14 protein-coding genes are annotated in these 14,360 nt (G+C 63.9%); 5 read left to right on the top strand and 9 right to left on the bottom strand.

The genetic code is table 11. The features are described from left to right. The first annotated feature begins 4 nt into the window (after positions 1–4). Genes MUU56_RS14730 through MUU56_RS14720 form a run of 3 tightly spaced genes read left to right on the top strand, consistent with a single transcriptional unit; the run spans position 5 to position 2,411 of the window. The gene (locus MUU56_RS14730; RefSeq protein WP_244768028.1) at positions 5–976 is read left to right on the top strand and encodes a cupin domain-containing protein; all 972 of its coding nucleotides are present in this window, start codon (positions 5–7) and stop codon (positions 974–976) included. Then, entirely contained in the window at positions 973–1,671 is a 699-nt protein-coding gene (locus tag MUU56_RS14725; RefSeq protein WP_244768027.1) for an alpha/beta fold hydrolase, read from the top strand. Before MUU56_RS14730 ends, MUU56_RS14725 begins: the two co-directional genes overlap by 4 nt. A gap of 38 nt (positions 1,672–1,709) precedes the next feature. Continuing rightward, the gene (locus MUU56_RS14720) at positions 1,710–2,411 is read left to right on the top strand and encodes an RraA family protein (RefSeq protein WP_244768026.1); all 702 of its coding nucleotides are present in this window, start codon (positions 1,710–1,712) and stop codon (positions 2,409–2,411) included. A gap of 131 nt (positions 2,412–2,542) precedes the next feature. Here MUU56_RS14720 and MUU56_RS14715 read toward each other — a convergent pair whose 3' ends face one another. The 9 genes from MUU56_RS14715 to MUU56_RS14675 all read right to left on the bottom strand — a co-directional run bounded on the left by MUU56_RS14715 (position 2,543) and on the right by MUU56_RS14675 (position 11,943). Next, positions 2,543–3,547: a zinc-binding dehydrogenase gene (locus tag MUU56_RS14715; protein WP_244768025.1), complete on the bottom strand. Its 1,005-nt coding sequence runs from the start codon at positions 3,545–3,547 to the stop codon at positions 2,543–2,545. Between the two features lie 11 nt (positions 3,548–3,558). Then, the gene (locus MUU56_RS14710; RefSeq protein WP_244768024.1) at positions 3,559–4,632 is read right to left on the bottom strand and encodes an ABC transporter ATP-binding protein; all 1,074 of its coding nucleotides are present in this window, start codon (positions 4,630–4,632) and stop codon (positions 3,559–3,561) included. A gap of 10 nt (positions 4,633–4,642) precedes the next feature. Continuing rightward, positions 4,643–5,467 (bottom strand): carbohydrate ABC transporter permease, encoded by an 825-nt coding sequence (locus MUU56_RS14705; protein WP_244768023.1) that lies wholly within the window; start codon positions 5,465–5,467, stop codon positions 4,643–4,645. Between the two features lie 4 nt (positions 5,468–5,471). Continuing rightward, positions 5,472–6,362, bottom strand: coding sequence for a carbohydrate ABC transporter permease (locus MUU56_RS14700; protein ID WP_244768022.1), 891 nt, complete (start codon positions 6,360–6,362; stop codon positions 5,472–5,474). A 129-nt stretch (positions 6,363–6,491) separates the two neighbouring features. Beyond that, positions 6,492–7,892, bottom strand: a complete 1,401-nt coding sequence (locus MUU56_RS14695) for an ABC transporter substrate-binding protein (protein ID WP_244768021.1) — start codon at positions 7,890–7,892, stop codon at positions 6,492–6,494. A 92-nt stretch (positions 7,893–7,984) separates the two neighbouring features. Continuing rightward, positions 7,985–8,500 carry a VOC family protein gene (locus MUU56_RS14690; protein WP_244768020.1) on the bottom strand — a complete coding sequence of 172 codons (516 nt, stop codon included), beginning with the start codon at positions 8,498–8,500 and terminating at the stop codon, positions 7,985–7,987. 25 nt (positions 8,501–8,525) lie between these two features. After that, positions 8,526–10,157 carry a GMC family oxidoreductase gene (locus tag MUU56_RS14685; protein ID WP_244768019.1) on the bottom strand — a complete coding sequence of 544 codons (1,632 nt, stop codon included), beginning with the start codon at positions 10,155–10,157 and terminating at the stop codon, positions 8,526–8,528. Positions 10,158–10,251: 94 nt separating this feature from the next. After that, positions 10,252–11,259: a LacI family DNA-binding transcriptional regulator gene (locus MUU56_RS14680; protein WP_244768018.1), complete on the bottom strand. Its 1,008-nt coding sequence runs from the start codon at positions 11,257–11,259 to the stop codon at positions 10,252–10,254. 24 nt (positions 11,260–11,283) lie between these two features. Then, positions 11,284–11,943: a TetR/AcrR family transcriptional regulator gene (locus MUU56_RS14675; protein ID WP_244768017.1), complete on the bottom strand. Its 660-nt coding sequence runs from the start codon at positions 11,941–11,943 to the stop codon at positions 11,284–11,286. Positions 11,944–12,198: 255 nt separating this feature from the next. Here MUU56_RS14675 and MUU56_RS14670 point away from each other — a divergent pair, with 255 nt between their 5' ends. Both MUU56_RS14670 and MUU56_RS14665 read left to right on the top strand, forming a co-directional pair. Beyond that, positions 12,199–13,308 carry a sugar ABC transporter substrate-binding protein gene (locus MUU56_RS14670; protein WP_244768016.1) on the top strand — a complete coding sequence of 370 codons (1,110 nt, stop codon included), beginning with the start codon at positions 12,199–12,201 and terminating at the stop codon, positions 13,306–13,308. Positions 13,309–13,386: 78 nt separating this feature from the next. Then, a complete protein-coding gene (locus tag MUU56_RS14665) occupies positions 13,387–14,352 on the top strand; it encodes an ABC transporter permease (RefSeq protein ID WP_244768015.1) in 966 nt (321 codons plus the stop codon). Positions 14,353–14,360 lie beyond the last annotated feature (8 nt).

Genomic DNA, 14,360 nt, shown 5'->3' with positions numbered 1-14,360 from the left:
AGATATGACACCTCAGGAAATGGAACGGCGCATCGTGCGCTATGGCGAGCTGAAACCGTGCAAGACCGCCTTCATCGACGCCCATACGCCGGGTTCGAACCAGAAGGAGAACTTCACCATCATCGGCGCCGGCGTGTCGGAGAGCCCGGACCAGCATATCCACATTCGCGAGACGCCCGGCTTCAACATCGGCGCGGCCGGCCAGCCGCCCAAATGCCGCAACTCGCTGCATTCACATCGCACGGCCGAGGTCTTCTTCGTGCTCAAGGGGCGCTGGCGCTTCTTCTGGGGCCGCCATGGAACGGCCGGCGAGGTCGTGCTCGAGGAAGGCGACATCTTCAACATTCCGACCGGGATCTTCCGCGGCTTCGAGAATATCGGCACCGATTACGGGATGATCATGGCCATACTCGGCGGTGACGATGCCGGCGGCGGCGTCATCTGGGCGCCGCAGGTCATCGAGGATGCGCGGGACCACGGCCTGGTGCTCGGCAAGAACGGCAAACTCTACGATTCCAAGAAGGGACAGTCCCTGCCGGACGGCGTGCCGCCCATGCCGCTCCTGACGGATGAAGAGCTGAAGGCCTTCCCCGAGCCGACGACCCTCGATGTCGTGCCGCACTATGTCGGCCGCTACTGGGACATGATGGCGCTGGCGGATCGCCAGCCGGCCAGGGTGATCGGCACCGAGGGCATGCTGCGCGACCGCCCGGGCTTCGAGGTCGAGCTGCTCGGCCGCGGTTCCATTCCCGAAACGCCCTACACGACCCCCTCGCACGAGGTTCTCATGGTCATGCGCGGTCACTGGAAACTGTCGTGGCAGGGCGGCGAAGCCGTCCTTGCGCCCGGCGACACCTGCGCCGTGCCGCCCGGACTGGAGCACGCGCTCGTGCCGTCCATGACAGGGGAGGCCAGCCTCTACCGCGTCCGCAACACCGACGACCCCGCTGGCCCGACGCACAAGCTGGCCGCGTGAGCGCGCCGCTGCTCCTGATACCCGGCCTGATGTGCGACGAGCGCCTTTTCGCACATCAGGCTGCGGCGCTCGCCGGCGGGGCCGAGGTGATCTGCGCCCGGCTCGACGGGCCGCCGAGCATCGAGGGACTTGCCCGCATGCTTCTCGACCGGCATCCGGGGCCGCTTCGCCTCGCCGGGCTTTCCATGGGCGGCATCGTGGCGATGGAGATGGTGCGGCAGGCACCGGAACGGATTGAGCGGCTGGCGCTGCTCGACACGAACCATCACGCGGATCTGCCGGAGCGCTTGCCGATCCGGAACCAGCAGATCGACGATGCGCGCAACGGCAGGCTGGCCGCCGTCATCGTCGAGGAGATGCGCCCCGCCTATTTCGCCGCCGCCAATGCCGACAAGCAACCGCTGCTCGAATTGGTCCTCGACATGGCGACGGCGCTCGGGCCGGCTCTCTTCGAGCGCCAGTCGATCGCCCTGCGGGACCGACGCGACCAGACCGAGACGCTCCGCTCTTACTCCGGTCCGACGCTTGTTCTCTGCGGGGCGGAGGATCGGCTGTGTCCCCCGCGCCGGCACGAGGAGATGGCGCGGCTCTTGCCCCGTTCCGAGCTCGTCGTGGTCGAGCAGGCCGGGCACCTCACCACGATCGAACAGCCCGGCGCCGTTTCGTCGGCGCTCGCGCATTGGCTCGTCCGGTGACAGTCCCCGTCGCCCGGCGATCTCAAGGAGGTTCATCCATGACACTCGATGCTTCACTTCAAAGCCTGCTGGCCTCCGTCGATACGCCCACGGTCTGCAACGCGATCGAGGTCGCGCAGGGCAGGCGCGGCTTCCAGGGGTTCACCCGGGGCACCGTTCTTACGGCGCAGCCTCGTCTCAAGGCATTTTTCGGCTATGCAAGGACGGCGAGAATTCGTGCGGTTCATCCGTCAACCGAGGCTCCCGACGTGATCCGCCGCCGGCGGATGGACTATTACCGCTACATGGCGGCGGGACCGCGACCGGCGGTCACGGTCATCGAAGACCTCGACGGCGCCGCCGCCATCGGCGCGTTCTGGGGAGAGGTCAACACGACGGTTCACAAGGGACTGAAGCTGTCGGGCGCGATCACCAACGGGGTCATGCGGGATCTCGACGATCTCGCGCCGGATTTCCAGGTGCTCGCCGGATCCATCGGGCCAAGTCACGGTTTCGTTCATGTCGTCGATTTCGACACGCCCGTTACCGTCTTCGGCTTGTCGGTTGCACCGGGTGATTTCCTTCACGCGGATCGCCATGGTGCCGTGGTGGTGCCGCCCGAGGTGCTGCCCGAGCTCGAGACGGCGATCGAAAAGATGCGGGAGAGCGAAACCTTCATTCTGGAGCCGGCGCGAAGAGACGACTTTGATATCGGAAAGTTCGAAGAGGCATGGGCGGCCTTCGAGAGGGCCAGAATATAGAAATGATGGCCGGCTTTCCTCCATTCCCTGGCTCCCAGATTGTTTTTTCGTAGCTTGTGCGTGGTTCATCAGCTTTCGTGTATTTGATCATGGATGGCTATGGCACAGGGTATCGCAGCCATCCTTCGAGGCTATCGGTCAGCCGTCTGCGACCAATCCAGCACGATGAATGGTTCGACGATATGCCGTGCCATGATGTCCCCGTAGAGCGTGGCCGGATCGTCCGGCTTTGCATGATGAACCAGGCCATGAAGCGGGATTTTGTCTTCGGCGAGCCAGTCCAGGGCACGGGACAAGCCGCTGAAAATCGAGTGCGGCGCATTGTTGTAGCCTTCAAGCAGTTCCTCCCAGAGAAAGCTGCGGGCGTGCATGGGAAGTTCCCATTCCCAGCCCGAGCGCAAGGTGACGTGGTTGAAGAAGACGGCATTGAGCACGTCATAGGCCGTCAGATCGGTATGTTTGCGCCAGGGAACGCCGACGAGGACCACTTCTCCCATGCGGCGGATGATGCGGCAGCCTTCCAGCACGGCACCCTCGTGGCCCGAGCAGTCGACCACCAGCGCGACCCGGCCGGCGAGATCGGGATCGTCCAGCGGCATGGCCGAACGCGTATCGCTGATGCCGCTGCGGGCGAGCTGTTCCCGGCGCACGGCGTCGGGATCGACCACCGTGACGCGGTAGCCGCAGATCTGGAACAGATGGGCGGCGAGGAAGCCGACGGGGCCGGCGCCTGTTATGACGACACGATCGCCCGGGCGGGCCTTTGTCGTCATCAGGGTGGTCATCGACACGCCCATCAGCCGTGCGATGACGGCGGTGTCGGGTGCCATGCCGTCCGGCAGCGGCAGGGTGTGTTCGGCCGCGTGGGTCTGGCTCGATCGATGGTAACCCATCGCAAAGCGCCGTTCGCCGCGCGTCACGCCGGTCACGCCTTCGCCGACCTCCTCGACCTCGAAGACTGCGGCATAGCCCGGCCGGACCGGAAAGGCGTCGCCATTGGCCCAACCGATCTCGGTGCCTTGGCTGATCAGCGTGCACAGCGTTCGCCCTCGTATCTCGCCGCGTTGCAGCGGCTGGTCCTCATAGGGCCGGAGCTGGAAGGTCCGGCGGGAGGGGATGATGATTTCCATTGGCATGGGCGAGGCTTTCAGGAGAGGAGCGTGCCGCCGGTCGCCGCATCGAAGAGATGCAGGCCGGCCGCGTTGAAGGTGACATGGACCGACGCGTCGTTTCCCGGCCGGTTGGCGGCAGGAACCTGGGCGATCATCTCATGCAGGCCGACCCTGAGGTCGAGGAGCGCGTCATCGCCGAGATACTCGGTCACTTCGACGGTGGCGCGCAGGGCGCCCGGGTTGTCGGCTGCGGTCAGCGTGACATCCGATGGCCTTGTGCCGATGAGCACGGCCTGGCCCTCCGCGGTGCGGCCGGCGAAGCGGTCGGGCAGGGGGAGCGTGAAGGCTTCGGCCTGCAGCTTTCCACCCATCAGGCGCGCCGGCACCAGATTCATGGCGGGGCTGCCGATGAACGTCGCGACGAAGGTGTTGGCGGGGCGGGTATAGACATCTTCCGGGCTGCCCACCTGTTCCACATGGCCGTCCCGCATGATGACGATCTTGTCGGCCAGCGTCATGGCCTCCACCTGGTCGTGGGTGACGTAGAGGATGGTGGTGCCGAGCCGCTTGTGCAGCTTGCCGATCTCCCAGCGCACCTGCGTGCGCAGTTTCGCGTCGAGGTTCGACAGCGGCTCGTCGAAGAGGAAGACCTCGGGCGTGCGCACCATGGCCCGCCCCATCGCGACGCGTTGCCGTTGGCCGCCCGATAGTGCAGAAGGCTTGCGCGCCAGCAGGGCGTCGAGACCGAGGATGGCGGCCGTCTCCCGAACGCGCCGGTCGACTTCGCCGGGGGCGAGCTTCAGCGGACGCAGGGCGAACTCCATGTTCTGCCGTACGGTCATGTGCGGGTAGAGCGCGTAGTTCTGGAACACCATGGCGACGCCGCGATCCTTGGGCGCCACGTCGTTGACGACCCGCCCGCCGATCGAGAGCTTTCCGTCGGAGACGTCCTCCAGGCCTGCGACCATGCGCAGCGTCGTGGTCTTGCCGCAGCCCGACGGGCCGAGAAGCACGACGAATTCCCCCTTGTCTATGGCAAGGTCGATGCCGTGGACGATCTCGAAGGCGCCGTAGCGCTTGACCACTTTTTCCAGTGCAATGGACGACATGCGCCCCTCCTTACTTGACTGAGCCCATCGTCAGGCCGCGGACCAGCCAGCGCTGGCAGGTCAGGACGAAGACGACGCCGGGGATGAGGATGATGAAGGAACCCGCCATGATGCGGCCCCACTGGACGGCATCGGATGACCAGAAGGACATGACGGCGACGGTAGCGGTCTGCGCCCTGGAGCCTGTGAGCATCAGGGCGAAGAGGAACTCGTTCCACGAGAAGATGAAGCAGAACACCGCCGAGACCGCGAGGCCGGGTGCCGCGAGCGGCAACGTCACGCGCCAGAAGGTCTCGATGATGCCGTAGCCGTCGACCATCGCCGCCTCTTCGAGTGCCGACGGCACCTCGTCGAAGAAACCTTTCATCAGCCACACGACCAGCGGGATGTTGGCGGTGGAATAGACGATGATCAGCGCCAGCGGCGTGTCGAGGAGGCCGGCAGTCTTGAAGATGATGTAGTAGGGTACGACCACCGTGATGGGCGGGAACATGCGCAGCGACAGGATCCAGAAGGCCACGTCGTTCATTCGCCTGTGGCGTATGCGGCTGATCGCATAGGCCGCGAGCGAACCGAAGACGAGGCTGATCGCCGTCGAGCCGAGGGCGACGATCAGGCTGTTGCCGATGAACTTCAGGAACGGACGCTCGGTGAAGAGCACATGGTAGTGTTCCCAGGTCGGCGTGAAGAAGAAGGCCGGCGGCTTCTGGAACATGATGGGCGCAGGCTTCACCGAGGAGGAAGCGACGAGATAGATCGGCGTCAGGAAGACGATCAGCACCACCGCGAGAAGCAGGTAGACGAGGATGGCCTGACGGGTCGAAGGCTTGTTCATGGGGCTACTCCAGCGCCGAGCGGTCGCGGTTCAGCGATTTGAAAAAGAAGGTGACGAGGACCGTGATGATGGCGAGCGAGACGAAGGACGCCGCGGCGCCCATGCCCATGCGCCAGAAGGTGAAGGACTCGCGATAGATGAACATGGAGAGCACTTCGGTGGAGTCGCCCGGCCCGCCCTTCGTCAGCACGAAGATGATGTCGTAGATCTTAAAGGCGTCGATCGCGCGCAGGAACATCAGGCTGATCAGAACGGGCTTCAGCTGCGGCAGCGTCACGCGCCAGAACACGTCCCAGCGCGAGTTTCCGTCGATCATCGCCGCCTCGTAGGGCTCGGGCGACAGCGAATGCAGCGCGGCGGCCGTGCCCATCATGATGAAGGGCGTCCATTGCCAGATGTCGGCTATGGCGATCGCCCAGAGCGCCCAGGTCGTGGTGGTGATCCAGCCGACGCCGGAAAGGCCGACGAGGCTAAGGAAATAGTTGAGATAGCCGAGTTCCGGGAAATAGAGGAACAGCCAGACGAGCCCCACGATGACGGGCGAAATCATCATGGGGATGAGCAGAAGCGTGCGTGCCACACCCATGCCGGGCAGGCGCTGCGTGACGAGAAGCGCGATGCCGACGCCGAGCACGAGCTGGATGGAGAGCGTCATTGCCATCAGCTTCAGCGTCGTGACGAGCGCATGCAGGAACGTGCCCGAGGACAGGATCTCGGCATAGTTCGCCCAGCCGACGAAGATGCGCGGAATGAAGGGTTTGGCAAGGTCGTAATTGCGAAACGACAGCCAGCCCGCATAGAGCATCGGATAGATCGTCGTGAGGAACAGGACTGCGACGACGGGCAGCAGGAAGAGAACGAAGATGCGCCTGTTGCGCGTTGCTTGATAGGCCATGGCGGAACTCCGGCATTATCCTCTTGTTTTGACGCATTCCCGGACGCAAAACCGCGTGCCGCACTTTGCTGGAAATGCTCCGGGAAGCGCCGCCCCGGGGAGGCTGGGGCGGCGCGGCGAACGTGCGCGTCAGTCCGCAAGGACCTTCGCCGGCACGTCGTTGATCCAGCGCAGGCGCGTTTCGACCGGGAACATCTTCAGGCGCGAATTGACCGCATTGCACGCCGTGGTCAGCGCTTCCGCAGCCGTTGCGGTCTCGCCGGCCATGAACTTGTTCAGCTCGACGCCGAAGGTCTCCTCGACATCTTGGTAGAACGGGTGGAAGATGCGGCGCTTGGCATTGGCCTGGCTGTCGAGCAGAACCTTGTAGTAGGGGTATTTCTGCTGCAGGTCCGGATCGGCGAGGATCGCCTTGCGGAACTGGCTGACGCCGTTGCCCTCGGTGGCGAAGCGCCGCATCAGGTCTTCACTCGTGGACCATTTGATGAAGGCCCAGGCGGCTTCCTTTTCCTTGTCGGAGACTTTCGCGTTGATGGCGAAGGAGAGCGCGCCGGTATAGGTCGGCTCAGGTTTGCCGCCGTCCGTCGGATTGGCCGCGAAGCCGGCCTTGCCGATTTCCGCGAGCCTGGCTTCCGCGGGGTTGGTGAGCCGCACGGAGCGGACCGACCAATAGGCGGCCTGAGCAGCCTCGCCGCGCTCCATGTAGCCGGACTGGATGTCCCACATCAGGCCGAGATAGTCCGGAGGGTTGAAGGGGATCAGCGACTTCATGTATTCGGCCGCCTTGATGTGCGGTTCGCCCGTCATGGCGCAAAGACCGGTCTGCGGGTCCCAATAGTCGCCGCCGAACGAGCGCATGAACGGGAAATAGTCATGCGTGATGGCGCCCTGGACGCGGCTGTAGGACTGGCTGGCGCCGTAGAGATCGTTTTCGAGCGGCTTGCCGCCGGCGTTCTCGCCCTTCTTGCGGGTGAAGAATTCGGCGATGTCGCGATACTGGTCCCATGTCGTCGGGGCGGCGAGGTCGTAGCCGTATTTCGCCTTGAACGCGGCCTGTTCCCCGGGATTTTCGAAGAGGTCGGCGCGGTACTGGTTGAGCCAGGTCATGCCGGAGGCGGGAAAAGCGAGAAGCTGGCCCTGCCAGGTGTTTTCCTGCAACTGGATCGGGATGATGTCGTCGAGCTTGATGTCTGCGGCATCGCGCCTGGCGAGGTCCGTCAGGTCGACGAGTGCGCCGGCCTCGCCGAGCATGCCGACCCAGGGGCTGTCGACCCAGAGCAACTGATAGGACGGCGAATCGGAACTTGCTTCTATGATGATCTTGTCGACGAGCCCCGGATAGGGAAACATGTCGATCTGCACCTTCGCGCCGGTCAAGGCCTCGAATTCCCCGACGATCGGGGCAAGGCGGGTGACTGACGTATCGCCGATGCCGAGCATTTTCAGCTCGACGCCTTCGAATGGCTTTTCGGCCATCGCCGCGCCTGCTGTCGCCATGCAGAGTGCCACGGCATAAGCCAGAGTTCGCATTCTACCCATTTTCTCCTCCTGTTGAGTCCCGTTGTTGAAACGTTTCACCAATTGGCGAAACGCCATGCGGTACGGGGCCGCATATTGCGATATCAATCGGTTGCGGGAGACCACTGTGCGGGACCACCCGCCCGCTCGGCGCCCAGGGGACCCGCCATGCTGACGATTTCGAGGAACTGGCCCCAGGGCGCCTTCAGGTAACACCAGGTCAGGCCTTCCATGGGACCTCCGTCGATATAGGTCGGCCCGTCCAGCACCTCGACGCCTGCCGCGCGAAGCCGGGCGGCCGCCGCATTGCAGTCGTCCACCTGAAAGGCCAGGTGATAGCCGCCGGGCTGGCTGTTGCGCTTGAGCGGGGCGTCAGGCTCGGCATCGCCGGAGTACTTGAAGAGTTCGAGATTGGCGCCGTTGCCGACGCGCAGCACCTTGATGTCCTCGATGCGCGCGTTGCACGTCACACCGAGACGCCGCCGCATATATTCGCCATCCACATCGATGAGGCCGGTGGACAGGCATTCCACCGCACCGAACAGCCCTGTGAAAAACGCCACCGCCTGGTCGAGATCGGGCACCGTGAAGCCCACATGCTGCATTCCGTAGACTTTCATGAATTCCTCCCCTTCCTTGGATAAATCAGGCCAATTCCCGTTTGCGACCATGCTCTTGCGACAGGTCCGCCGCCGGCAGGGGCGGCAGGCCGCGAATGAGATCGCTGGCCTTTTCGCCGATCATGATCGTGGGGGCGTTGGTGTTCGACGAGTTGATCTGCGGCATGACGGAGGCGTCGCAGACCCGGAGGTCGGCAATACCCCGCACGCGCAGCTCCGGATCGACCACCGCCATGTCGTCCGTGCCCATCCGGCAAGTGCCGACCGGATGATGATCGGTCTTTGCCATGCGGCAGGCGTAATCGAACAGGGCCTCGCGGTCTTTCACCCCGTCGCCCGGCAGCACCTCGCGGCGCAGATAGGGGCGCAGTGCCGGCTGGCGCAGGATCTCGCGGGCCATTTCCAGCCCGCGCAGCGAGATTTCGCGATCGTAGGGATCGGACCAGTAGTTCGGGTCGATCAGCGGCGCGGCCGCGGGATCGGAAGAGGCAAGGCGCACCGTGCCGCGCGATCGGGGGCGCATGAGGGCGGAATTGAGGGTGACGCCCCAGCCGTTGATCGTGGCGATGCCCTTTTCGATGCCGGAGCCCTGGCCGAGATGGAACTGCATGTCCGGCCAGAAGGCATCCGGATCGGCATACCAGAAGCCGCCCGTCTCGAAGAGGGAGGAGGCCACCGGCCCGGATTTGAGGGCGAAATATTGCAGGCCGGCGGCGATCATCCGGTCCGGCCTGAGCACCCCGTCATAGGAGTGCGGCCCCGTGCATTCGGCGAGCACGCAGATGTCGATATGGTCCTGCAGGTTTTCGCCAACCCCCGGCAGGTCGTGCAGGACTTCAACGCCTGCCACGCGCAGATGATCGGCAGGCCCGATGCCCGAGAGCATTAGGAGGCGCGGAGAGCCGATGGCGCCTGCCGTCAGGATCACCTCGCGGCGGGCATGATGTACGGTTCCGTCCATCATCTCGACGCCGGTCGCGCGGCCGGCGGCAACGAGAATGCGCCGTACCTGGGCGTTGGTCTCGACCGTCAGGTTCCTTCGCGGCTCGGCGTCGCGAAGATAGGTTCCGGCGGTAGACGAGCGGCGAACATCCCGCTGTGTCAGCTGATAGAAGCCGACGCCTGCCTGATGCCGGCCGTTGAAATCGGGATTGTAGGGCATGCCCCATTGCTGCCCGGCGCGCACGAAGGCTTCGCAGATCGGCAGCGCGGCGCGCGGCATCGACACGCCGAGCGGACCGTCCGTGCCGTGGAAGGGTTCGGAAAACCGCTCGTTTCCCTCGGCGCGCTTGAAGTAGGGCAGGACATCGCGATAGGCCCAGCCAAGGCAGCCGTGCTCCTCGGCCCAGGCATCGTAGTCCCGGCGGTTGCCGCGGGTATAGATCTGCGCGTTTATGCTCGATCCGCCGCCGATGACTTTTGCCTGGGTGAACCAGAGCACACGATCGCGCAGGTGCTTTTGCGGCACGGTGGACCAGCCCCAACTCGCAATGCCCTTCGTCATCTTGGCAAAGCCGGCCGGCCAATGGAACAGGACGGACCGGTCGCGCGGGCCTGCCTCCAGCAGGAGGACCGTCATGTCGGCATCTTCCGTCAGCCGTGCGGCGATCACACATCCGGCCGAGCCTCCACCGACGACAATGTAATCCGCGTCCATCGCCTTCCTCACTAGTATGTAACTAGTCCGTTACTTGAAACGATTAACCAAACGAAGCTCGCAGTCAAGGGGAAAGCGCAGGCGAATGTGCGATTCAGGCTGTGATGACGGATTTCCGCTGAACGAGGATTGGCTCAAGCCGATGGCGAGGGGCGGTGTTGGTGCTCGAGAAGACGCGGCGAAGGGCAATTTCAGCAGACATTTGTCCGATCAGCGCCGGTCGGATATCGACGGTCGTCAGTTCCGGCTCAAGGATGCGACCCTGCGGAATGTTGTCGAAGCCGACGATCGAGATATCGCGTCCCACGATCATGCCCAATTTGCGGGACGCGCGATAGGCGCCTGAGGCCTGGTCGTCGTTGAAGCAGATCACGGCATTCGGGAGGATGCCTTGGGATGCCAGCCAAAGCATCTTCTCCTCGGCGAAATCGGGATGCATGAGCCCCGGAACCAGCCGGCACGCCGCTTCCGGCAAACCGGCGCGGGCAAGTGCCCGCCGGATGCCGGCGCAACGGCCGTCCCAGGTGCTGGTGTGGGGATAGCCACCGATGAAAACCATCGAGCGGTGCCCGGCGGCAAGCAGGCAGCTGGCCGCCAGATAGCCGGATTTTTCGTCGTCGACGCCGACAAACGCCGCCTGGCTGCCGGCCAGGTCGCGAACGCACAGGACGAGTGGTAGTCCGTGACCGAGCATGGGGGCCAGGTCAGCCAATGCGGTCCCGTGGACAGGGGACAGGATGACGCTGCCGACGCCCTGCGCCACCATCGAGGCCAAAAGCTGCTCTTGCCGAACCGGGTCGTTCTGGGCGGTCGCCAGAAGCGTGAGCCCTCCCGCTTCGTAGACGGTGGCTTCCAGCGAGGCTACGAGCTCGCTGAAGAATGGATTGATGATATTGTTGAGAATGACGCCGACGAGGTTCGATTTGCCGGTGCGCAGACGTGCCGCCGAGGCATCGCGAATGAAGCCGAGTGCGTTGGCGGCCGCCAGCACGCGCTTGCGCGTCGCCTCGGAGGAGCGCCCGGTTCCCGAGAGCACGTAGGATGCCGTTGCGACCGATACGCCTGCTGCCGCAGCAACGTCCTTGATTCCGGATCGTTTCATGGCGTGCGGCGCAGACAGGTCATGTCAAACGGCGACCAGGCGCGTGATCGTTTCGATGTTGAACCGGATGCGCTGCTCCAAGGCTTCCCTGGCCATCAGGTCCCGCTCGTAGATGATCGAACCGGTGAAGCGGTTCGTCAGATAATAGTAGCCGACGGCGGCGATCGTGATGTTGAGCTGCACCGGATCGATGCCGTCGCGGAAGACGCCTGCCTTCACGCCACGGTCGAGGATGTTCGAGACCATGCCGACAAGCTTGCGGCTGGAGGACTTGACGATTTCCGATTTTTTCAGGTGCTTCGCGCGGTGCAGGTTCTCGCTGTTGACGAGGGTGAGAAACTCTGGGTTCTTGAGGTAATATTCCCAGGTAAAGCGAACCAGCTGTTCGAGCGCGGCCTTCGGATCGAGATCCTCCAGGTGGAGTTTCTGCTCCGCGCTGCGGATGTCGAGATACGCCTCTTCCAGGACGGTCTGGAACAGCCCCTCCTTGCTTTCGAAATAGTGGTAGATCATGCGCTTGTTGGCTTTCGCCTTTTCGGCGATGTCATCAACTCTCGCACCACCCAGACCGTTCTTCGCGAACTCTTTTTTGGCGGCCTCGAGAATGCGGGCCTTGGTGGCCTCCGCGTCGCGGATGCGCGGCTTGCGGCCTGGTTTTTCCTGCTGGTCGCCTGTCGTTGTCAAAACTGTTCTCCGCCGCGGTCAAGGTTTCCACTGTCTCGGTCATATATGCACGAATCGCGCGTCGTCGAAAACAGACGAACCGTGCGGCGCGCTCCAGGCCAGTGTATCCCACTTGACGGCGATGGCAATAATGCAGTAACTAGTTAGTGCGTTAATGGCGCAGCGCACATTGCGGATCGGAGGCATCCGTACGGTGTGGCCTGCCAAATCTGCCGTAACGCAAGCTGCATTTTCAAACGGGAGCCGGAGGAGCCAATGTCGACCTTCATCAAGGATTTCATCGAGCGGGAAACAATCAGCCGCCGCAACTTTCTTTTCGCCACGGCGGCCGGTTTCGGCGCGGCCGCGGTGCCGGGTGTTTTCGGCGGCGGCACCGCCGCGGCGGCGCTGACGGACCCGGCGATCGCCTGGAGCTATCGTGACAGGGCGTCCGCCTACTGGAACTCGGTCGTTTCCGGCGGCGAAGCCTTCGTGGAATCGCTCGGCAAGCCGAAGAGCGCGCTCGTCAGCCTGATCAACGAGGGCTCGACCGAGAAGTCGCTCTCCGACATCAAGGCCTTCCTTGCCAAGAACAACGGCAATTGCGCCATCGCCTGCGATGCCAATGACAGCCCGAACGCCCGCCCCGTCGTCGAGGCGGTCCAGGCGGCTGGCGCCTACATTTCGACGATCTGGAACAAGACCGACGACCTGCACCCCTGGGACTTCGGTGACAACTATGTCGCCCACATGACCTGGTCCGATGTGAAGCCCGCCGAGGAGACGGCCCGCATCCTGTTCGAGGCCATGGGCGGGGAAGGCGGCGTCGTTCACCTTGGCGGCATCGCGGCCAACAATCCGGCCGCCGAGCGCCTTGCCGGCCTCAAGAATGCGCTCAAGGATTTCCCGAACATCGAGCTGCTCGACGCGCAGCCGGCCGACTGGGACACCCAGAAGGGCGCCGCCCTGATGGCTTCCTTCCTCACGCGCTACGGCGACAAGATCAAGGGCGTGCATTGCGCCAACGACAATATCGCTTATGGCGTCATCGAGGCGCTGCGCGCCGAGGGCATCGAGGACATGCCGATCGTTGCCTATGACGGCAATCCGGAAGCCGTGCAGATGGTTATGGACGGCCAGTTGCTCGCCACAGTCTTCACCAATCCCCACTGGGGCGGCGGCATCAGCGCGGCGCTCGCCTACCATGCCGCCATCGGCACCTTCAAGCCTTCCGAGGAGCCGAAGGAGCACCGCGAATTCTACGGCCCGACGATCCTCGTCACGGCCAGGGATGCGGCGGAATTCAAGGCGAAGTACCTCGACTCCGTTCCGGCCTATGACTGGAAGGACTTCTGGGGGCCGTCGAACGGCCAGATCCAGTACTGATCCTTCAGCGAACTCGGCGGCAGCCAGAAGCGCTGCCGCCGCACTCCCTAAAATTCATCGGGAAGAGGGGTGTCTGACGTGACACGTCGCATATCGCGCGAAACCTTGATCAAGTGGGCGCCGTTGCTGGTGCTGCTTGCGCTGGTGATCTTTTTCACCGCGCTCAATCCGACATTCTTCTCTCTGCGGAACTTTGCCCGCATCGCGATTGCGGCGTCCCCGGCCCTGATGGTCGCCGTCGGCGTCACCTTCATCATCGTCATGGGCTCGATCGACCTTTCCATGGAGGGGACGGTCTCGCTCACGGCGGTCTCTTTCGCCTTCATCTTCGCCCAACTCGGCGGCTCGCTCGCCGGGCTCGGTTGGATTGCCATCCCGTTAACGCTCGCCCTCGGCGGCCTGATCGGGCTTCTCAACGGGCTGGTGCATGTGAAGCTGAAGATCCCGTCCTTCATGGCGAGCCTCGCCATGGGTTTCGTCGGGACGGGTGCCGCGATCCTGCTCACCGGTGGCGATATCGTAAAGGTCAGCGATGCGGCTTTCCGCGGCCTGCTCACGGTGCGCTGGCTCGGCTTCCCGCTGATGGTCTATGTCGCGGCCTTCTTCCTGCTCGTCGGCTGGTTCATCCAGACCCACACGACGCTCGGCCGCAACTTCTACGCCGTCGGCGGCGGCGAGGACCTTGCCCATGCCTCCGGTCTCAATGTCACCCGCGTCCGCGTCACGGGCTTCGCGCTGGCCGGCGTCTTCTATGCCATCGCGGCGGTCCTCGTCGTCGCCCGCATCGGGCAGGCGGAATCCGTGACGGGCGCCAATTTCATGTTCGTTTCCATCACGTCCGTGGTCGTTGGTGGCGTTGCGTTGTGGGGCGGCATCGGCGGCGTGTGGAATGCGCTCGTCGGCGTGCTGATCGTCAATGTCATCGACAACGGCATGGTCGTCATCGGGCTGCCGGACTTCCTGCAAGCCGGCGTGCTCGGCCTGCTCGTCATCCTTGCCGTCGTGCTTTCGACCGACCGCAAGATGCTTTCCTTCGTCAAGTGAGGCGCGCC

Source organism: Shinella yambaruensis, from assembly GCF_022899355.1.
Classification (GTDB): domain Bacteria; phylum Pseudomonadota; class Alphaproteobacteria; order Rhizobiales; family Rhizobiaceae; genus Shinella; species Shinella yambaruensis.
This window is presented reverse-complemented; position numbering and strand designations above follow the sequence as displayed.